This window comes from Rhizobium sp. IY2 (genome assembly GCF_047532935.1).
GTDB classification, from domain to species: Bacteria; Pseudomonadota; Alphaproteobacteria; order Rhizobiales; family Rhizobiaceae; genus Rhizobium; species Rhizobium anhuiense.
This window is the reverse complement of record NZ_JBLKNU010000010.1, coordinates 62,819-83,752: the sequence shown is the minus strand read 5'-3', so window position 1 is coordinate 83,752 and position 20,934 is coordinate 62,819. Positions and strand designations below refer to the sequence as shown.

At 62.7% G+C, this 20,934-nt stretch carries 14 protein-coding genes and 1 pseudogene; 5 read left to right on the top strand and 10 right to left on the bottom strand.

The annotated features are described in order from the left end of the window. Positions 1-114 precede the first annotated feature (114 nt). Positions 115-1,023 (top strand): RNA polymerase sigma factor RpoH, encoded by a 909-nt coding sequence (gene rpoH / locus ACMUVN_RS25570; protein ID WP_018243318.1) that lies wholly within the window; start codon positions 115-117, stop codon positions 1,021-1,023. Between the two features lie 122 nt (positions 1,024-1,145). On the opposite strand, the gene ACMUVN_RS25565 is transcribed toward rpoH, so the two are convergent. Together ACMUVN_RS25565 and ACMUVN_RS25560 are read right to left on the bottom strand one after the other, a co-directional pair. Continuing rightward, a complete protein-coding gene (locus ACMUVN_RS25565) occupies positions 1,146-3,644 on the bottom strand; it encodes a hypothetical protein (protein ID WP_414815619.1) in 2,499 nt (832 codons plus the stop codon). Positions 3,645-3,704: 60 nt separating this feature from the next. Beyond that, positions 3,705-5,003 (bottom strand): adenylosuccinate synthase, encoded by a 1,299-nt coding sequence (locus ACMUVN_RS25560; RefSeq protein WP_047618643.1) that lies wholly within the window; start codon positions 5,001-5,003, stop codon positions 3,705-3,707. A 191-nt stretch (positions 5,004-5,194) separates the two neighbouring features. Between ACMUVN_RS25560 and ACMUVN_RS25555 the strand changes: the two genes are divergently transcribed. Next, the gene (locus tag ACMUVN_RS25555) at positions 5,195-6,112 is read left to right on the top strand and encodes a DMT family transporter (RefSeq protein WP_063474385.1); all 918 of its coding nucleotides are present in this window, start codon (positions 5,195-5,197) and stop codon (positions 6,110-6,112) included. A gap of 3 nt (positions 6,113-6,115) precedes the next feature. Here the strand turns inward: ACMUVN_RS25555 and ACMUVN_RS25550 are convergent, their stop codons facing one another. The 7 genes and pseudogenes from ACMUVN_RS25550 to ACMUVN_RS25520 all read right to left on the bottom strand — a co-directional run bounded on the left by ACMUVN_RS25550 (position 6,116) and on the right by ACMUVN_RS25520 (position 17,477). After that, entirely contained in the window at positions 6,116-6,964 is an 849-nt protein-coding gene (locus ACMUVN_RS25550; protein WP_063474384.1) for a GNAT family N-acetyltransferase, read from the bottom strand. Between the two features lie 344 nt (positions 6,965-7,308). After that, a pseudogene (locus tag ACMUVN_RS25545) lies at positions 7,309-9,125 on the bottom strand (putative bifunctional diguanylate cyclase/phosphodiesterase). 130 nt (positions 9,126-9,255) lie between these two features. After that, positions 9,256-11,040 (bottom strand): IlvD/Edd family dehydratase, encoded by a 1,785-nt coding sequence (locus ACMUVN_RS25540; RefSeq protein ID WP_414815618.1) that lies wholly within the window; start codon positions 11,038-11,040, stop codon positions 9,256-9,258. Beyond that, on the bottom strand, positions 11,037-11,948 hold the full coding sequence (locus ACMUVN_RS25535; protein WP_414815617.1) for an NAD(P)-dependent oxidoreductase: 912 nt from the start codon (positions 11,946-11,948) through the stop codon (positions 11,037-11,039). The genes ACMUVN_RS25540 and ACMUVN_RS25535 overlap by 4 nt, the downstream gene beginning before the upstream one ends. A gap of 160 nt (positions 11,949-12,108) precedes the next feature. Further along, positions 12,109-15,309 carry an efflux RND transporter permease subunit gene (locus ACMUVN_RS25530; protein ID WP_063474381.1) on the bottom strand — a complete coding sequence of 1,067 codons (3,201 nt, stop codon included), beginning with the start codon at positions 15,307-15,309 and terminating at the stop codon, positions 12,109-12,111. A gap of 118 nt (positions 15,310-15,427) precedes the next feature. Continuing rightward, the gene (locus tag ACMUVN_RS25525) at positions 15,428-16,618 is read right to left on the bottom strand and encodes an efflux RND transporter periplasmic adaptor subunit (protein ID WP_047618627.1); all 1,191 of its coding nucleotides are present in this window, start codon (positions 16,616-16,618) and stop codon (positions 15,428-15,430) included. A 46-nt stretch (positions 16,619-16,664) separates the two neighbouring features. Further along, positions 16,665-17,477 carry an alpha/beta hydrolase fold domain-containing protein gene (locus ACMUVN_RS25520; protein WP_047618759.1) on the bottom strand — a complete coding sequence of 271 codons (813 nt, stop codon included), beginning with the start codon at positions 17,475-17,477 and terminating at the stop codon, positions 16,665-16,667. A gap of 163 nt (positions 17,478-17,640) precedes the next feature. Between ACMUVN_RS25520 and ACMUVN_RS25515 the strand changes: the two genes are divergently transcribed. Next, a complete protein-coding gene (locus tag ACMUVN_RS25515) occupies positions 17,641-18,552 on the top strand; it encodes a LysR family transcriptional regulator (protein WP_047618625.1) in 912 nt (303 codons plus the stop codon). 255 nt (positions 18,553-18,807) lie between these two features. Here the strand turns inward: ACMUVN_RS25515 and ACMUVN_RS25510 are convergent, their stop codons facing one another. Then, positions 18,808-19,551, bottom strand: coding sequence for an SDR family oxidoreductase (locus ACMUVN_RS25510; protein ID WP_414815616.1), 744 nt, complete (start codon positions 19,549-19,551; stop codon positions 18,808-18,810). A gap of 119 nt (positions 19,552-19,670) precedes the next feature. On the opposite strand from ACMUVN_RS25510, the gene ACMUVN_RS25505 reads away from it, so the two are divergent. Both ACMUVN_RS25505 and ACMUVN_RS25500 read left to right on the top strand, forming a co-directional pair. Then, entirely contained in the window at positions 19,671-20,579 is a 909-nt protein-coding gene (locus ACMUVN_RS25505) for a LysR family transcriptional regulator (RefSeq protein WP_047618621.1), read from the top strand. 39 nt (positions 20,580-20,618) lie between these two features. Then, positions 20,619-20,933: a hypothetical protein gene (locus ACMUVN_RS25500; RefSeq protein ID WP_063474380.1), complete on the top strand. Its 315-nt coding sequence runs from the start codon at positions 20,619-20,621 to the stop codon at positions 20,931-20,933. Position 20,934: the final 1 nt, after the last annotated feature.

Here is a 20,934-nt window from a genome sequence, read left to right as displayed (position 1 = left end):
TCTGTATATGGATTTAGTGCGGGCTCACAGTAGAGCCGCACGTCCCGGTTTGCCTTTTTTAACGCGAGAACGCGTTTCCATCGGGAGCCGGAATTCACTTTAGGAGGGTGCACTATGGCCCGAAATACCTTGCCGTCCATTACCGCCGGCGAAGCCGGTCTCAATCGTTACCTCGACGAAATCCGCAAATTCCCGATGCTCGAGCCGCAGCAGGAATACATGCTCGCCAAGCGTTATGCCGAGCATGGCGATCGCGACGCCGCCCACAAGCTGGTCACCAGCCATCTTCGCCTCGTCGCGAAGATCGCGATGGGTTATCGCGGCTACGGCCTGCCGATCGGCGAAGTCGTCTCCGAGGGCAATGTCGGCCTGATGCAGGCCGTCAAGAAGTTCGATGCCGAGCGCGGCTTCCGCCTCGCCACCTACGCCATGTGGTGGATCAAGGCCTCGATCCAGGAATATATCCTGCGCTCGTGGTCGCTGGTAAAGATGGGCACGACCGCCAACCAGAAGCGCCTGTTTTTCAACCTGCGTCGGCTGAAAGGCCGCATCCAGGCGATCGACGACGGCGACCTGAAGCCGGAGCACGTCTCGGAAATCGCCACCAAGCTGAACGTCTCGGAGGAGGAGGTCATTTCGATGAACCGCCGCCTTTCCGGCGACGCTTCGCTGAACGCGCCGATCAAGGCAGCCGAAGGTGATAGCGGCCAATGGCAGGATTGGCTGGTGGACGACCATGACAGCCAGGAAGACGTGCTGATCGAACAGGATGAGCTCGACACCCGCCGGCGCATGCTGGCGAAAGCGATGAGCGTGCTGAACGAGCGCGAACGCCGCATCTTCGAGGCTCGCCGCCTCGCTGAGGATCCCGTGACCCTGGAGGACCTTTCGACCGAATTCGACATCAGCCGCGAACGCGTCCGCCAGATCGAGGTCCGCGCCTTCGAAAAGGTGCAGGATGCGGTCCGCAAGGAAGCGCTGGAACGCGCCAAGGCCGTCCGCGTCGTCGAAGCCACGGCATAAACCTGCCGCGTGATAGAATTGAAAAAGGCGGGTCCTTGCGGCCCGCCTTTTCTGTTTCATTCGCTTTTCGCAGCCTCGTCAGCCGCCAAAGTCCGATAAAGTTGGCATTGCGGAAAAAACCATCACTGGCTCGTCGACACATCCCCGAGGGCGGTCCATTCCTTGATCGCGGTGTTGAAGGCGTTCGTTCCGGTGTCGCCCTTTTCCATCGTCAGCAGCGCGCGGCGGCCGTTGCGATAGGTGATCGGCATATCGATCCAACTACGGGTCGCCATCAGGTCGAGATTGGCCTTGCGCGCATCGGGATAGTCGTTGAGCGCGATCATGTGGAAATCGTCGGTGATTTTGGCCGGAACCGCAATCAGCGCGTCACCACGGTCCTGCTCAGTGCGCTTCATCGAGATGCGCTGGACGCTGTCGATGCTGCCGCCTTCGAAATTCGGCGGCACCGAGAAGACCACCTCGACGAGATGGCTTGCCGGCAGCGACGGATCGGAATTGCGCTTGAAGGTGATGAGAGCCGAGAGATTGCGCTCGGGCACGCTGACATTGCCCTGCACCGTCGCCTCCTGCCGTCCGCCCTGACCGGCCTCGTGCTGCACACTCCAGACGACCGATCCCTCGATTGCCGTCGGCGAGCTCTGGCCGATGCGCTCCTCATAGAGGAACATCTTTTGCGACGAACCAACGGGCGCGGTCTGCTGCGGCGATGCCGCCGGACCGTTCGGCGTCAGCGTTTCGGCGGGTGCCGCATCGCCCTGTGCGCTGGCAGCCGGCGTATCGGCTGCCGCGACGTTCTGCTCGGCGACCGATTTTCCTTCTGCCGTCGGCGTTCCCGGCACCGTGGCCGGTCCGCTGTCGACCTCTGTCCCATCGGTCAGCAGCCGCTGAGTGAATTTCGAATTGGCCGCGGCGCCGTCATTGTTCATTGACGCCACCTGCGGGTTCGGGTTCGGCTGCGCCGGTGCCACTGGCGTATTCTGCGCTCCTGGCGTGGTCGGCTGAGCAGGCGTCGCTGGCTCAGGCTGGGCAGGCGTCGCGGAGCCAGCCGGCGGTGTTGCCGCCTCGTTCCGGGTCGCCTGCGACGGTGCCGAACTGACAAGCCCGTCGACCATCGCCACCAGCGCCTCTCTGTTCATCCAGCCGGCATAGGCGCCGCCACCGATCAGGATGAGGGCGAAGAGGAGCGTGATCACGGTGCCGAGGCCGAAGCGACGGCGCTTCGGCTCCATCCGGAAATTCTTGCCCTGCAGCTTGGACGCAACAATCTGATCGATATCCATGGCCGGATTGGAGTCATCGTCGTCAGCGGCGACCGAACCGCGACGGTCGTAGCCGCGCAGCGCCTTCGCCTCGCGCCAGTCCTCGCTCGGCGCGGCGCTGGCAGGCGCCGGCTTGCCGTTGTGCACTTCTGCGAAGATATCGACATCGTCGAAATGCGAAGCGACCGGCGTCTTCTTATTGCTGCCGGCCTCGATCGGCGGCAGATCGTCGAAAGCGGCCGTCTCCCAGGAGAAACTTTCCTTGGCAGCCGGCATGACGGCGGCGGGGGCCGCATTTTCGAGGCTCGATATCACCTCCTCGAAGGCGCGCGCCGAAGCATCCGCGGTGATCGGCGCCGTCTGCGAATATTGCCTGAGTTCCTCTTCCGCCCATTCGGTCTCCGCATCCTTGGGCGCCGGAGCCGGCGTCTCGGCGGCGGGCTCGGCCCAGACGGGATCGAAATGCGCCACGGCGTCGGCCTGCAGTGGCTCCTCGCGGCTGTGCTCGACGAACTCCTGCGGGCGATCGAAATCGGCGACCGGCTCAACCAGCCGGTTCGATGCGTGATCTATGCCGCGCGTGACCGGCTGAAGCGGCTCGGCGGGCTCGTAAGCCTCCTCGACTTCCGGCTCGTCGGCTTCCACCGCCACCGGTTCCGCCGCAACCTCTTCGGCTTCCGCAGGATGCTGCTCGTCCGCATGATAGTCGCCGGCCTGTTCGTCGTGATCCCCGACGGGCGGCTCCCAGCCGTCATATTCGGCCGGCACATCCTCGGCAGCGACGTCGCGCGCCTCGCTGGCATGCCATTCCTCGGCCGGCGCTTCCTCCTCATGCGAGGGATGCCAGTATGTCTCGGCGGAAGCAGGAGCTTCCGCGGGAACAGGAGTTTCCGCGGGAACGGATGCTTCCGCGGAAAGGGGTTCCTCGGCAGCGACCTCTTCCTCAGCTTCCTCGGGCGAGGCAGCAGCTTCCACGTGACCGGGCTCGTCGGCGGCCTCGGCCGCTTGCGGCTCGGCATAGGCTTCGTCAACCGGCTCCTCGACATCAGTCTCCGGCACAGGCGCCGGTTCGCTTTCGTCGTGAAGCGCTTGTTCTTCTGCGGAGTCCAGCGCGGTGGCGGCGGCAACAGGCTCGTCGAGCGGCAGCGCCTCGGAGTGTTCGCCTTCCACTTCGCGGATGGCGGCCTCGAGCTTTTCGAGCTGGCGTTGCAGCATGGCTTCCGGCGGACGCGGCTTCATGTTCTCGAGCTGCCGCTGCACTGCGCCGCGGGCACGTTCGTAGACCTTCACCCGCATTTCGGGGGTATTTTCAGCCAAGCCGTCGACGGCCCGCCGAATAACTGCAATAAAATCCGCCATCAGTACTTTCTCAAGAAGTCCGGTACCCTACCGAACCATCCTCCACAGTGACCCGTGAGCTTAATCCTCAAACGGATCGGTCACAAGTATCGTGTCATCCCGCTCCGGGCTGGTGGAAAGGAGCGCGACAGGCGCCCCGATCAGCTCTTCGACCTGGCGAACATACTTGATCGCCTGTGCCGGCAGGTCCGCCCAACTGCGGGCGCCGACGGTCGATTCCTTCCACCCTTCCAGCGTGATGTAGATCGGTTCGACCCTAGCTTGCGCTCCCTGGCTTGCGGGAAGATGATCAATCTGTTCGCCGTCGAGCATATAGCCGACGCAGATCTTCAATTCCTCGAGGCCATCGAGCACGTCGAGCTTGGTGAGCGCGATGCCGGTGATGCCGTTGGTGGCGATCGATTGGCGCACCAGCGCGGCGTCGAACCAGCCGCAGCGCCGCTTGCGTCCGGTCACCACGCCGAACTCATGACCTTTTTCGCCCAGGAACTCGCCGATCGCGTCCTTCAGCTCGGTCGGGAACGGGCCTTCGCCGACGCGTGTCGTATAGGCCTTGGTGATGCCGAGGATATAGCCGAGCGAGCCGGGACCCATGCCGGAACCGGCCGCGGCCTGACCGGCCACGGTGTTCGACGACGTCACGAAGGGATAGGTGCCGTGGTCGATATCGAGCAGGCTGCCCTGTGCACCTTCGAAGAGGATGCGGGAGCCCTTGCGGCGCTCCTTGTCGAGGAAGAGCCAGACGGTGTCACGGAACGGCAGCACCCGATCGGCGATCGAAGTCAGCTCTTCCATGATCGCTTCATGGCTGACTTCGGCGACGCCGAGGCCGCGGCGAAGCGCATTGTGGTGCGTCAGAATACGGTCGACCTTGCCGGAAAGGCTTTCGAGATCTGCAAGATCCATGACGCGGATGGCGCGGCGGCCGACCTTGTCTTCATAGGCCGGACCGATGCCGCGGCGTGTCGTGCCGATCTTGGTGCCGCTGTTCGACGCAGCATCCTCGCGCATCGCGTCGAGCTCGCGGTGCAGGGAAAGAATGAGTGTCGCATTGTCTGCGATGCGCAGGTTGTCAGGCGTAACCGTCACGCCCTGCGCCTCCAGCCGGCCGATCTCGGCGATCAGCGCATGCGGATCGACGACGACGCCGTTGCCGATTACCGCCATCTTGCCCGGGCGCACGACGCCGGACGGCAAGAGCGAAAGCTTATAGCTCGTGCCGTCGATGACGAGCGTATGGCCGGCATTGTGTCCGCCCTGATAGCGCACAACGATATCCGCACGCTCCGAAAGCCAGTCGACAATCTTGCCCTTGCCTTCGTCACCCCATTGCGAACCGACCACGACTACGTTCGTCATCCAACTCTTCCTGTTACCGGCGCTGAACCGCGCACCTGCTCAAACCCGCGCATCTATAAAGCTTTGTTTTTTGGAAAGCGACCCTGTTGTCACAGTAGATTGGGCTTTTTACGTGACAAATCAGCAGCCGGCAGGCTATTGCCCGTCACAAAACGCCGGACGACGACCGCAGAAAGACGGGAAGAACGCTCTTGCAAGCCACGGCCTATATCTGCCTCGTTATCGCCACCCTCTGCTGGGGCGGCAATTCCGTCGCCGGCAAACTCGCGCTCGGGCATGTCAGCCCGATGATGCTGACCTTCCTGCGCTGGTTCCTCGCCGTGGCGGTGATCGTCGCCATTTCGGTGCCGCAACTGCGCAAGGACTGGCCGGTGGTCAGGAAGAACCTACCGCTGCTGCTGTTCTACGGCGTCATCGGCTACACGCTTTTCAACGCGATGCTTTATTCGGCCGTGCAATATACGACGGCGATCAACGTCGCCATCGAGCAGGCCGGCATCCCGATGCTGATCTTCCTGCTGAATTTCATGTTCTTCCGCACCGGCATCTCGCTGGCGCAATGTCTCGGCTTCGGCATGACGCTGATCGGCGTTGCTCTGACCGCCGCCCATGGCGACCTCACAACGCTGCTGCAATTGAGCCTTAACCGCGGCGACGGACTGATGCTGATCGCCATTGCCGCCTATTCGGTCTACACGATCTTTCTGCGCTGGAAGCCGCCACTCGACTGGCGAACGCTGATGGCGGTCCCGGCGCTTGGCGCCATGCTGACCTCGCTGCCGCTGCTCATCTGGGAGGCCGAACGCGGCGCCGCACAGTGGCCGGACCAGGCCGGTTGGGTCATCACGCTCTATACGGCGATCTTCCCCTCGCTGGTGGCGCAGATCCTCTATATCAAGGGTGTCGTAGCCATCGGCGCCAACCGGGCCGGGCTGTTCATCAATCTCGTGCCGGTATTCGGGACGCTGCTCTCCGTAGCTCTGATCGGCGAGACGCTGCAGTCCTTCCATGTCATCGCGCTGGTACTGACTTTGGGCGGCATCGCAATCGCCGAAAAGGGCCGGCCGAAAGCCTCGGCTCCGACCGTAACCGCCTCACCTCTGGATTAGGCCCTAACCAAGCTCCAGCGTCGTCACACCGAAGACGTGTTTCAGCGGGATGGCCGGCGCCGGCCCGCGATACATGCGCGTCGTCTCGAACACCGGTTGAAGGCCGAGGCCTTCGGCAAGCGCGACCGCCTCGTGGTTCTCCGCCGGAATGTCGATGAAGATCGCAGCCCCCTTCGCCTCGGGGATCAATTCGGCAAGCAGCGCCGCGGCGCTGTCGGCATCGTTGGCAAAGAGCGGGCCGATCTTGTAGCCCTCGTAGCAGCGGCGGATCGTGCCGTAACCGCGGATCTTGCCGCTCTTACGCACCACCGCCGAGCGACGGCCCTTGCGGCCGGTGCACCAGGCGGCAAGAAAGGCATCGCGCGGCTGCGGAAAGATCGCCGAATCATACCGCTGCAGGCCTTCGAGACGCGAATCGAGCACCGGCTGCGCGACCAGCGTCGAAACCGGCAAGGAGGTGGCGACACCGCCGTAGCGAATGGTGGAGGAGGCAGGCTCGAAGCCCGCCTTGCGGTAATTGTCCTGTTGTGCGGCAACGCCGTCGAGACCGATCGTCCGGTCTCCCGCGCTGGCGATGCCCGCCTCCCAGATCGCCTTGCCGTAACCCTTGCCGCGGAAATCGGGATGGACGATGTAGAGGCCCAGGAAGGCAAAACTCTCGCCATACTTGACGACCGAGATCGATCCGACGGGGACTTCACCGATGGAGCCGACGAAAAATCCCGACGGATCGGCCTCGAGAAATGCAAGCGAATCATCGAGGCCCGGGTTCCAGCCCTCCTGACGCGCCCATTCGAGTACGAGTTCCAGTTCGCCGGGCCGCATCGAACGAACGGCAAATTCCGAATTCATGCGACCTTCCCAGATTGAATGTCCCGCAAGTCCATCCCGGCAACGGCAAAGCAATTGTCAGGCCCCAGGCGCCCCGATTGCATCTGTCAATGATGGAGAACCGCGCTCATGGTGTTGACGACGCGTATAATCATTTTTCGATGCAATGCAGAAAGCTTCGTTTCCGCCTTACCATGAAACAATGCGGTTGCAAGCTCAAGCAAATTACTTGTGTCCCATTTATCTTCCTGCCGCGGCAAATAAAACGCCGCGCCGACAGGATATCGCCTGCCTGATCCGAAAGGCGAGGAGAGCATTCCGGCCGAAATCATTTTCGCCAGCCGGCAAAAAGGATCACCGGCCGTTCAACCGCCCGTCGCGGTCTTCTGCTTTTCGATGCCGCTCGCCGTCGATGCGAAAAGACGGTCTGTCTCTGCGGCTGGGGCGGGATAACCGAAGGCATAACCCTGCAGGCCGTCGCAGCCGAGCTGCGCCAGCACGACGGCATGCGCTTCGGTCTCGATGCCCTCGGCGATCACCTCGACATCGAGCGCCTTGGCGATTTCCACGATCGACCCCACCACCCGCCGCTGCTCGGCGGAGCTGACGACCTCGGTGACGAGCTGCCGGTCGATCTTCAGCCGCTTCGGCCGCAGCTTGACGAGACCGATGAGCGAGGCATGGCCCGATCCGAAATCATCGATCTCGATGTCGATGCCCATCTGTTTGATATCGCCGATATGCTCGAGCAGTTTTTCGTCGCTGTCGTCGAGGAAAATCGTTTCGACCAGTTCGAAAACGATCACACCGGGCGGGATGTCGAGTTTCCTCAGCTTGTTGAGCAATGCCGGATCGGCAAGGCGCGACGCCGAGATATTGACGGCGATGCGCGGAACCGCAAAGCCGCGCAACAGCCAGAACAGCCGGTCTTGGAGAACGTTTTTGAGGATCGCCGCGTCGATCTCCGCCGCAAGTCCGTGCTCATCGGCAATCTTCAGGAATATCCCCGGGGCGAGCACACCCTTTTCCGGATGTTTCCAGCGCGCCAGCGCCTCGAAGCCGATGACCTCCCGTGTCCTGGCGTCGAGCTGCACCTGATAATAGGGAACGATCTCGCCGCGCTCCAGCCCGAGCTTCAGCTCTTCGGCTAGCCGGCGCTTGGCGCGCAGATCCTCCTGCAGTTGCCGCGTGAAGAATTCGACGCGATTGCGCCCGAGCTTCTTGGCCTGGTAGAGCGCCAGGTCGGATTCGGCCAGCAGGTTGCGCGCTCGCCGATCGCCGCTCCAGGAAACGCCGATCGAGGCGCCGGATTGCAGCATCTCCTGACCGAAGCGGATCTTCTTGCGCAATCGGCGCTGGAGGTCCTCGGTGATCAGCTTCAGTTCCGTGAGATCGGTGAAATTCACCAGCACGATGACGAATTCATCGCCGCCGACGCGGGCGACCATGCCATTCGCGGGAATGGCAGCGGTAATGCGAAGGGCTGCCGTCCTGAGCACGGCGTCGCCGGCCGCATGACCGTGGCTGTCGTTGATCTGCTTGAATTGGTCGAGGTCGAGATGCAGGACCGCGAGCGTCGTGATGCTCTTGTCGGCCGGCAGCTCCGCGAGCCGCTTGTCGAGAAGGCGCCGGTTCGACAAGCCGGTGAGATAATCGTGATCGGCGACATGCTCGATGCGCGCATTGCTTTCCTCGAGCGCCAGCGCTCTCGCCTCGGCCACCAGCTTCTGCCGCGCCAGCTCCGCGTTGAGCTGTACGTCGGCAGTCACATCCCATTCGGCGCCGATGAAGGAAGGCGACCCCTCCGCATCCACGTAGAAATGCGCGCGCGAGCGCAGATGGCGGATTTCGCCGCTCGGCAGCACGATCCGGAATTGCGAATTATAGGCGCCCCGTGTCGCAATCGCGTGGTCGAAGTCGCGTTCGGCGTGCTCGCGATCGTCGGGATGGATGGCATTCGACCAGAGCCATGCCGGCACCTCCCGGAACGACTCGCCGGTCTCGTAGAGCCGGTGCATCTGCGCGTCCCATAAGATCCCGTTCTTCGCGATACTGTGCTCCCAGACACCGATCCGCGATGCATCGAGAGCGAGTTCGAGCCGGCGCAGAAGATCCTGAAACTCTTGTTCGGATCGTGTGGGTTTATTTTCTGGCAACGCGGTCTAGCCTTAGAAGCTTGCATAACTGCAATATGGTCTCAGGCCGGCATTAATGAAGCCTTGTCTTGATGATCGAACTCGTGACTAGGTGAACTGTTCGTTACGACTTTCCCCTTTTGGATCAAGGAACTTGCAGTCTACCGTATCTCGAGATCAATGGTTGTGCCGCGGCGGGTTTTTCGCGATCCGGCGGAATTCCGTCGCCCCCTCCAGCACCGCGCCGTCCGACAATTGCGTGACCGTTCGACGGTAGATCTGCTGCCACGGCGTCGCATCCGCCGGTACCGGCGGAATACCCTCACCCTTGCGCCGTTCGATCTCGGCGTCATCGACCAGCATGTCGCAGCGCCCCTCGTTGAAGTCGATGCGGATGATGTCGCCGCTACGAAGCCAGGCGAGGCCGCCGCCGGCCGCACTTTCCGGCGAGGCGTTGAGGATCGAGGGACTGTCCGCCGTGCCCGATTGGCGACCGTCGCCGATCGTCGGCAGGCTGCGGATACCACGCTTTAGGAGGTGATCCGGTGGCTGCATGTTGACGACCTCAGCCGAACCCGGCCAGCCGATCGGCCCGGCGCCGCGGATGACGAGGATGGTATTCTCGTCGATGCCGAGTTCGAGTTCATTGATGCGCTTGTGATAGTCCTCGGAACCGTCGAAGACCACCGCCCTGCCCTCAAAGACGCCTTCGTGCCCGGGTTCCTGAAGATAGCGCCGGCGGAAATCCTCTGAGACGACGCTCATCTTCATGATGGCGAAATCGAAGAGATTGCCCTTGAGAACGAGGAAGCCCGCCCGCTCCTTCAGCGGCTCGGCGAATGGCTTGATGACTTCGCGGTCGCGCGCTTGCCTGCCCTCCAGGTTCTCGGCCATCGTCCTGCCGGTCACCGTGCGACAGTTACCATCGAGTTTCCCCACTTGCAGCAGTTCCCACATGATCGCCGGCGTGCCGCCGGCGCGATGATAGCGCTCGCCAAGATAGACGCCGGCCGGCTGGACATTGGCCAGCAGCGGGATATCGAAGCCGTGCACCTGCCAGTCGTCCGGATGGAGTTCGACGCCGGCGTGCTTGGCCATCGCAGCCAGATGCGGCTGCGCGTTGGTCGAGCCGCCGATCGCCGAATTGGTGCGGATCGCATTGAGGAAAGCCTCGCGCGTCAGGATGTCCGACGGCTTCAGATCCTCGAACACGATCTCGACGGCGCGCCGCCCGGTGCGGTAGGCCATCTGGCCGCGCTCACGGTAGGCGGCCGGAATGGCGCCGCAGCCTGTCAGCGAAAGACCGAGCGCCTCGGCCAATGCATTCATCGTCGAAGCGGTGCCCATCGTATTGCAATGGCCAACGGAGGGAGCCGAATCGAGTGCGGCCTGCAGGAATTCTTCCCGGTCGATCTCGCCTGCCGCATATTTTCGCCGCATCCGCCAGATCACCGTGCCGGAGCCGGCCAGTTCCCCTTCATGCCAACCGTCGAGCATCGGGCCGCCGGAGAGCACGATCGCCGGAATATCGACCGTCGAAGCCGCCATGATCGCCGAAGGCGTGGTCTTGTCGCAGCCGGTGGTCAGCACAACGCCGTCGAGCGGATAGCCGTAGAGGATCTCGACGAGACCGAGATAGGCGAGGTTGCGGTCGAGTGCGGCCGTCGGGCGCTTGCAATTCTCGAAGATCGGATGCGTCGGAAACTCGATTGGAATGCCACCGGCATCGCGGATGCCGTCGCGCACGCGTTTGGCAAGTTCGACATGCACCCTGTTGCAAGGCGTGAGGTCGCTGCCGCTCTGGGCAATCCCGATGATCGGCTTGCCGGAGCGCAGCTCTTCCGGCGTGATGCCGTAATTCATGAAACGCTCGAGATAGAGCGCCGCCATGTCGATATGATCGGGATTGTCGAACCAATCCTGCGAGCGCAGGCGTCGCTGCGGCGAATGGCTGTCCGTCACTGCTTTCCTCCCGGCCGGCCATTCTTCTCTTCGAGATGGAGAAGCAGGCCGCTGTGATCCTTTTCGCCATTGCCGTTGGCGACGAATTCGCTGAATTCGGCATGCACCGCCGCCGTCAGCGGCAGCGTCAGCGACAGGGTCTTGGCCGTCTCCATGGCGGCGTTCAGGTCCTTCAGCTGGTTGCTGGACGAACCGCCTGGAGTAAACTGCCGCTCGACCATGCGCTTGCCATGGAGTTCCAGGATTCGGCTCTCGGCAAAGCCGCCGCGAATGGCGTCTCGGAAGGCCGCCGGCGAGCCGCCGCCCGCCTCGATCAGCAACATCGCTTCGGCGACGGCGCCGATCGTCACGGCAACGATCTGCTGGTTGGCGAGCTTGGCGAGCTGGCCCGCCCCGCTCGGACCGACGCGGGTTACCCGCCCCATCGGCGCAAAGACATCCGCAAGCCCATCGATCACATCCTTGTCGCCGCCCGCCATGATCGCGAGCGTACCGGCTTCCGCCCCGACGACACCGCCGGATACCGGCGCATCGACATGCTGGATGCCGAGTTCGGCAAGCCTCGCCGAATGATCGCGGGCGAAATGCGGGGCAATCGAACTCATGTCGATGACGGCGGTGCCCGGCGCCATCGCATCGGCCGCGCCCCGGTCGAACAACACGTCCTCCACCGCCCCGGCATTGGTCAGCATGGTGATGACGACGTCGGCGCCGGAAACGGCATCCGCAGGTGTTTTCACGCAAACCGCGCCGTCTTCCGCAAGCGCCTCGGCCTTGCTGGAATCGCGATTCCAGACGATGACGGCAAAGCCTCCGGCAAGCAGCCGACGAGCCATGGGCGCCCCCATCAGGCCGGTGCCGAGAAAGGCGATCCGCCTGCCGTCATGACCTTTTCTCGAACTCGTCATTCAGTCCTCCCAAACCGTTGTCCACCTTTGATAGTCCCCTCGTTCCGCGATGCAAACCGTTTTGACGGACGTAGCGCATTTTTATCGAACGCCCCAAACGATACGGGCGAGAACCGAAGTTCCCGCCCGATTTACTCGACAAAGGAAGGTTGAATTCCGTTTATTCCGCCGCGAGCCGGATAACCTCCGCCTCTTCTTCCTTGTGTTCGTCCGGCTTGTGCTGGACGAGCGGACGGTTGCCCGTCAGCCGCCGCAGCAGCACGTAGAAAACAGGCGTCATGAAGATGCCGAAGAAGGTCACGCCGATCATACCCGAGAAGACCGCGACCCCCATGGCGGCGCGCATTTCCGAGCCGGCGCCTGTGGAGACGACGAGCGGCACGACGCCCATGATGAAGGCGAGCGAGGTCATCAGGATCGGGCGAAGGCGAAGGCGGCTGGCCTCGATCGCGGCCTCCCGCGGTGTCCTTCCCTCGAACTCCAGTTCGCGGGCGAATTCCACGATCAGGATCGCGTTCTTCGCCGATAGGCCGACAAGGACGACAAGACCGATCTGAGTGAAGATGTTGTTGTCTCCACCCGTGAGCCAGACGCCCGTCAGTGCGGCCAGAACGCCCATCGGCACGATCATGATGATCGCAAGCGGCAGCGTCAGGCTTTCATACTGGGCGGCCAGCACGAGGAAGACGAGCAGCAGAGCCAGGGGGAAAACGACAATGCTCGAATTGCCGGCAAGGATCTGCTGATAGGTCAGATCCGTCCATTCGAAGTCGATGCCCGCCGGCAGGGTCTCGTGAAGGATCTTCTCGATTGCCGCCTGCGCCTGGCCGGACGAGAAGCCCGGTGCCGGACCGCCGTTGATATCGGCAGCGAGGAAGCCGTTGTAGCGGTTCGCACGCTCCGGACCAGTGCTTGGCTCCACCTTCAGCAGCGCCGAAAGCGGGATCATCTCGCCCGATGCCGAACGGACCTTCAACTGGCCGATGTCTTCCGGCTGGGCGCGGAATTTCGCATCGGCCTGCACACGGACGCTGTAGGTGCGGCCGAAGGCGTTGAAATCGTTCACATAAAGCGAACCGAGATAAATCTGCAGCGTCTGGAAGACGTCGGTGACGGAAACCCCGAGCTGCTCGGCCTTGGCGCGGTCGAGATCGGCATAGAGCTGCGGCACGTTGATCTGGAAGCTGGAGAACAGCCCCGCAAGCTCAGGCGTCTGGTAGGCCTTTGCGAGCACTGCCTTCGTGGCCTCGTCGAGCGCCTGGTTGCCGAGGCCGGCACGATCCTCGATCTGCAGCTTGAAGCCGCCTGTCGTGCCGAGACCATTGACCGGCGGCGGCGGGAACATGGCGATGAAGGCATCCTGGATGGCGCCGAATTTCTGGTTCAGCGCCATAGCGATTGCGCCGCCCGAGAGATCCGGCGTCTTGCGCTCTTCGAAGTCCTTCAGCGTCACGAAGACGATGCCGGCATTCGAGGAGTTGGTGAAGCCGTTGATCGACAGCCCCGGGAAGGCGATCGCATTGGCAACGCCCGGCTGCGCCAGCGCGATATCGGTCATGCGCTTGATGACGTCTTCCGTGCGGTCGAGGCTTGCAGCATCCGGCAACTGGGCGAAGCCGATCAGATACTGCTTGTCCTGAGACGGCACGAAGCCGCCGGGGACCGTGCTGAACATGCTGTAGGTCGCACCAACCAGCGCCAGATAGATCACCATGACGATGCTTTTGCGCGACAGGAGCCCACCCACGCCCTTGCCGTAGGCATTCGAGCCCGCGCCGAAGACACGGTTGAAGCCCCGGAAGAACCAGCCGAAGATGGCGTCCATGAACCGCGTCAGCCAGTCCTTCGGCTGATCATGGCCCTTCAGGAGAAGAGCGGCCAGCGCCGGAGAGAGCGTCAGCGAGTTGAAGGCCGAGATGACGGTCGAGATTGCGATCGTCAGCGCGAACTGGCGATAGAACTGTCCCGACAGGCCGGAGATGAAGGCGAGCGGGACGAAAACGGCGACGAGGACCAGCGCGATCGCAACGATCGGACCGGAGACTTCCTTCATCGCCTTGTAGGTCGCAGCCCGTGGCGACAGGCCATGTTCGATATTGCGCTCGACGTTTTCCACCACCACGATCGCGTCGTCGACAACGATACCGATCGCAAGCACCAGCCCGAACAGACTGAGCGCGTTGATCGAGAAGCCGAAGACATACATGACCGCGAAGGTACCGATGATCGATACCGGAACCGCGATCAGCGGAATGATCGAGGCGCGCCACGTCTGCAGGAACAGGATGACGACGAGGACGACGAGCGCAATGGCTTCGAGCAGCGTGTCGATGACCTTCTCGATCGAGGCGCGTACGAACTTCGTCGTATCGTAGACAATCTCGTATTTGACGCCCTGGGGCATGGCGAGCTGCAGCTGGTCCATGGTGGCGCGCACATTGTCCGCGATCTCGATCGCGTTCGAACCAGGCGCCTGAAGGACGGCAACGGCAACGGCCGGCTTGCCGTCAAGCAGCGAACGCAACGTATAGTCCGCAGCACCGAGCTCGATGCGGGCGACATCGCGAAGGCGGGTGATCTCGCCATTGGCGCCCGTCTTGACGATGATGCTGCCGAACTCCTCGGGCGTGCGCAGACGGCCCTGGGCATTCACATTAAGCTGCAGGTCCACACCCGGCTGGCTCGGCGAAGCGCCGATGATGCCAGCGGCGGCCTGAACGTTCTGGGAGCTGATGGCGTTGCTGATGTCGCTGGCGGCGAGATCATGCTCGGCCGCCTTCTGCGGATCGATCCAGACACGCATGGAATAGTCGCCGGCGCCGAAGACCTGCACCTGGCCGACGCCTGCGATGCGGGCGAGCCGATCCTTGATATTCAGCGTCGCGTAATTGCGGAGATAGGTAATGTCGTGATTGTCGCCGTCAGAGACGAGGTTGACGACCATGATGAAGTCGGGCGAGCTCTTGACCGTGGTGATACCGAGGGCCCGGACTTCCGACGGCAGCCGCGGTTCGGCTTGGCTGACGCGGTTCTGCACGAGCTGCTGCGCCTTGTCCGCGTCGGTGCCGAGCTTGAAGGTGACGGTCACGTTGAGCACACCGTCCGATGTCGCCTGGCTGGACATGTAGAGCATGCCCTCGACGCCGTTGATCTGCTCTTCGAGCGGCGTTGCCACCGTTTCCGCGATGACGGACGGATTGGCGCCGGGGTAGGTGGCGCGCACGACGATCGACGGCGGCACGACCTCCGGATATTCGGAAATCGGCAGCGCGCGCAGGCCGATCAGGCCGGCAACCAGGATGAGGACCGAAAGAACGCCGGCAAAGACCGGGCGGTCGACAAAGAATCTGGAGATGTTCATATCAAAGCCCTCTCCGGGGTGAACATGGATGCAACGTCCCTCTCCGGCGGTTTGGGAGCCGCCGGCGGGTCATATCATTTCGGGTGTTGGCCTTCCCCCGGAGGGGAAGGCAAAGTCTTTACTGCGCGGTCGCGACCTTCTCTTCCATCTGAGGTGCGACGACGGCGCCGGGACGGATGCGCTGCAGACCGTTGACGACGATCTTTTCGCCGACGTTCAGGCCGCTTTCGACGACCCGCTGGCCGTCAGCCAGCGTGCCGAGCTGGACCTGCCGATAGGCGACCTTGTTCTCGCCATCGACGACGAAGACGAACTTCTTGTCCTGGTCCGTGCCGACGGCACGGTCGCTGATGACGATCTTGTTCTCGGCCTTCGGCTGGCCCATGCGCACCCGCACGAACTGGCCGGGGATGAGGCGTCCGCCCGGATTGTCGAAGACGGCCCGCACGCCGATCGTGCCGCTTGATGCATCCACCTCGTTGTCGATCAGCTGCAGCTTGCCCTTGATCGGGGTACCGCTGTCGGTCAGCGTGCCGACCTCGACCGGGATCTCTTCGACGGCAGGCAGGGCGCTGTCCGTCTGCGGAAGCTGGGCAAGCGCGCGCGTCACCATCTCTTCGCTGGCATTGAAGCTCGCATAGATCGGATCGACGGAAACGAGCGTCGTCAACGCCGGCGAGGTCGAACCGGCCGCGACGAGGTTACCGGCGGTCACCTCGATCTTGCCGATGCGGCCGGAAACCGGAGCCCGCACCTCGGTGTAATCGAGATCGAGCTGGGCCGACTGCAGGGCGGCCTGCGCCGAACGCAGCCCCGCCTGGGCCTCGGCCAGTGAACTCTGGCGCTGATCGAGATCGCTCTGGGAGATGGTGCGATTGTCGGAAAGCCTGCGGCCGCGGTCGAGTTCGGTCTGTGCCAGGCTGACCTTGGCTTCGGCCGAAGCGACCTGACCTTGCGCCTGCGCCACGCTCGCTTGGTAGGGGGCCGGGTCGATGGTGAAGAGCAGGTCGCCCTGCTTGACCAGCGCCCCTTCACGGAAAGCCACCGACAGGATGGCGCCGGCAACACGGGAGCGCACCTGCACCCGGTCGACCGCTTCGAGACGGCCGGAGAAATTCTCCCAGGCCGTCACGTCGCGCGCCGCAACGACGGCAACCGTCACCGGCACAGCGGGAGCCTGCGCGGGGGCGGAAGCAGCCGTGGCGGTCGTGCTCATCGGCAATTCGAAAAACAATGCGGCCCCGGAAACGGACGCAACAAGGCCTATGCCGGCGCCCAACAGGGCCCAGCGCTTACTTCTGGACGTCATGAGTACTCTCCTTGCGGCCCCAGGCCGCCGAAATATCAGGTCTTCTTCAATGCAATTGCGGTTGGACGCTTACGTCCCGAAGGAAGCTTCCGAAATGGCGGCTGACGTTTTCCTGCCAGTCGGGCGCTCCGTCGGATTTCCCACCATAAATCGAGGGCCAGCCCGTCCCGGCGGGAAGAACATGCTGGCGCACACCGACGCCGGCCTGTTTCAGGCGGGCACCGTAACCAATTGTTTCGTCGTGCAGAGGATCATCCTCCGCGGTGAATATCAGCGCCGGCGCGACGCCAGAAATACGCGAACAGAGGCACGGCGCCGCATAAGGGTGGCAACCGCCGCCGCTCAAATAATGGCTCCAGCCCTCCGTCCAGCGCTGGCGCATGCCGATGGCCTCGGCCTTGCGGATCGACGACGTACCCATAAAGGGATCGAGCAGCGGCGAAATCAGCACCTGGCCGTCGAGCGCATCCGGCATCTGGTCGCGCGCCTTCAGCGCCACACCGGCAGCGACATTGCCGCCTGCCTCTTCGCCGGCAACGAAGAGCAGCGACTTGCGGTCGCCAAGACCGGCGCGTTTGTTGGCGAGATAAGTGAAAACCGAGAAAGAGACTTCGAGCGCCTGCGGAAACAGATTGCCGGACAGGCTGCTGTAGTCGGCGGCGACGATGATGGCGCCGGCCTTGGCCAGACTCATCGCCACCGGCCGGTCGACGTTCTTCTCGCTGTCGAGAAAGGCGCCGCCATGCAGGTAAAGCACGATCGGCGGCCCCTTGCCGTAATCGGCGCCCTGGTAGATGCGTGCGGAAACGGGGCCGATGGCCACCTTATCCAGCAACATATCTTTCCATTCCACCGTCATGCTTCCGGTCTCTTTGCGTCGGCCGCAGGCAGACAACAGCTGCCGCTTGCATTTTCCATAAAAAAGATATTGTTATTCCAACCAAGGAATAAGAAGCTATATCGCGATAACACTGTTCCAGATCTCGAACAATGGTGCAACGCAAACTGCGGATTTGAAACCGATGGATCAACTCTCGGCAATGCGCGTCTTCATTCGCGTCGTGGAGACGGGCAATTTCACCCGCGCCGCCGACATGCTCGCCATGCCCAAGGCAACAGTGACCAATCTCATCCAGGGCCTGGAGGCGCATTTGCGCACCAAGCTTCTGAATCGTACGACGCGCCGGGTCATGGTCACCACGGATGGCGCGCTTTATTACGAACGCGCCGCCCAGATTATTTCGGAGCTGGAGGAACTCGACGGCAGCCTCTCCAATTCGCAGAGCTTGCCGAGCGGGCGGCTGCGCGTCGAGATGGCCGGCGCTTTCGCCGATTGGATCGTCGTTCCCGCACTCTGCGATTTTTATCAGCGTTATCCCGATATCCGTATCGACCTCGGTGTCGGCGATCGCACGGTCGATTATCTCGCGGAAAATGTCGACTGCGCGCTGCGCGCCGGCACGCCGGCCGACCAGTCGCTGATTGCCCGGCGCGTTTCCGAAGTCGAGATGATCACCTGTGCTTCGCCGAGCTATATCCAGAAATTCGGCATGCCCGAGCGGCCGGAGGATCTGGAGTCTGACCACTACTCCGTCAACTATTTCCGCGCCCAAAACAACCGAACGCTGCCCTTCGAATTTCGCCGGCGCGAGGAGGTGATCGAGACCAGTCCGCGTTACATCGCCTCGGTCAACGATAGCCGCACCTATCTGACAGCTGCATTGACGGGTCTCGGCATCGCGCAGGTGCCGATCTTCATGGCGCGCGAGCCGATTGCGAAGGGCGAGCTCGTGCGCGTGCTGCCGGATTGGCGCCGCGATGCGCTGCCGCTCTACGTCGTCTATCCCCCGAACCGCCATCTCAGCAACAAGGTGCGGGTCTTCGTCGACTGGCTGGTGAAGCTTCTGGGAGAGGCGAGACTGAACGACGTCTAAGCGCCAGTACAAATACGGCCCGGAAGGCAGGGGAAAACCTTCGACGGGCCGCAATTTACAACTTTGAACATCAAGCCTGTCGCACCGCAGATGGGCGCGGCAGGCTCCGGAGGTTCGGAAGAGAGCGGCAGGGAATTCCACTCTCTCGCGATAAAACAGATATACGCACTCTCCGCAGGATTGTAAGGAAAAATTCCGCAATCACGTTCACATAATTGCGATGACGGCGGTCTGGAAGCGGCCGCCGGTCTGTCGTCAGATCATCCCGCCATTGGCGCGCAGCGTCTGGCCGTTGATCCAGCCGCCGTCCGGGCCGGCGAGAAAGGCAACCGCAGATGCAATGTCTTCGGGTGTGCCGAGACGTTCGAGCGGGTTCATCTTCGCCATGCGGGCGATGAGTTCGTCCGACTTGCCGCTGAGGAAAAGATCCGTGGCCACAGGGCCGGGCGCGATGGCGTTGACGGTGATGTTGCGGCCGCGCATCTCCTTGGCCATGATCGCCGTCAGTGTTTCGACGGCGGCCTTGGTGGCGGCGTAGACACCGTAGGTTTCGAGCTTCAGACCGACCACCGAGGTCGAGAAGTTGATGACCCGGCCGCCGTCACGCAGGCGCTTGGCCGCTTCCCTGAGCGTATTGAAGGTACCCTTGAGATTGACGGCGATCTGGCGGTCGAAATTGGCATCGTCAGCCTCGGCAAGCGACGCGAGCATCATGATGCCGGCATTGTTGACGAGCACGTCGACCCCGCCGAAGGCGGTTTCCGCAGCATCGAACATGCGGCGGACGGCCTGCGCCTCGCTGACATCGGCTTTCGCCGTCAGCGCTTTGCCGCCGGCCTGCTCGATCTCCCGGGCCAGTTCCTCGGCCGGAGCCGCATTGCCGGAATAATTGATGACGACGGTGAAACCGTCCCTGGCGAGGCGTCGAGCGACTGCTGCGCCGATGCCGCGGGAAGCACCGGTGATGAGTGCAACCTTGCCGTTTTCGTTGGAAGCCATTGTCCTTCTCCTTCATCCTGCGCCGCAGCGCGTTTTCGATGAGGACAAGATGCGCCTTTCCCAAAAGCGGATAATCGTGCATTCTTCGCCATAACTATCCGGGAATAACGAACAAATAGATGGACAGATTCGATGCCATGCGCGTGTTTTGCCGTGTCGTGGAACGTCGCAGCTTCACGCTTGCCGCCGAAGACACCGGCCTGCCGCGCTCGACCGTTACCGATGCGGTAAAGCAGCTCGAAGCCCGCCTCGGCGTGCGCCTGCTCCAGCGCACGACACGTCATGTCAGTGCGACGCTCGATGGCGAAGCCTATTACCAGCGCTGCCTGTCGATTCTTGCCGATATCGAGGATGCCGAAGGCGCTTTTGCCGGCGCCAAACCGAAGGGCCTGCTGCGCGTCGATGTGCACGGCACGCTTGCCCGCCATTTCCTGCTGCCGAGCCTGCCGTCCTTTCTCGAGACTTATCCAGAGATCGAATTCTACATGAGCGAGGGCGACCGGCTGGTCGATCTGGTGCGCGAAGGCATCGATTGCGTGCTGCGCGTCGGCACGTTGGGCGATAGCGACATGGTCGCCCGGCGCGTCGCCATGCTGGATGAGATCACGCTCGCCTCTCCCCATTATATCGCCACCCATGGCCTGCCGCAGCACCCGGATCGGCTTGCCGGCCACCGCATGGTCGGCTTCCGGTCCAGCAGCACCGGCAGCCTGTTGCCGCTCGAATTCATCGTCGACGGCACGGTGCGTGAGATCACCATTCCCGCCACCGTCGCCGTCAACGCCGCTGAAAGCTATATTTCAGCGGCGAGGATGGGCCTCGGCATGATCCAGATCCCGCGCTATCACGCCGAAAAGGACCTTGCCGAGGGAGCGCTGATCCACGTGCTCAAGGATTTTCCACTGACCCCGACGCCGGTTTCCCTGCTCTACCCTCGCAACCGCCAGCTTTCACCGCGCGTGCGCGTCTTCATCGACTGGCTGGTGAAGGTCTTCGCTCGACAAAATTCCGAAAACGCGCTTCACTAAAATGCGCCCTGCTAATATGCGCGCCCTCGGAGAACGGCCATGGCACTCTACGATATCACCGTCTACCAGACGGAAGACGGTTTCGTCGTCGAATTCGGCGGCGAAGGCGAAGACAGCATTGCCGTGACGCTGCGGAGCACGCCTGAGCTGACCTCGGAAAACGCCGCCATGCGCGCCAAGACCCTGCTCGCAGCAGCCATCGAACCGGCCCATAGCGACGGCGCGCGCAGCAAGGATCCCGCCTTGCTCGAAGAAGAGCTGGAGGAGGGTCTGGAAGATTCCTTCCCGGCGAGTGACCCGGTCTCGGTCACATCGTCGTCGATCCCGATGCGCGATCCGAATGCCGGCCACTGAT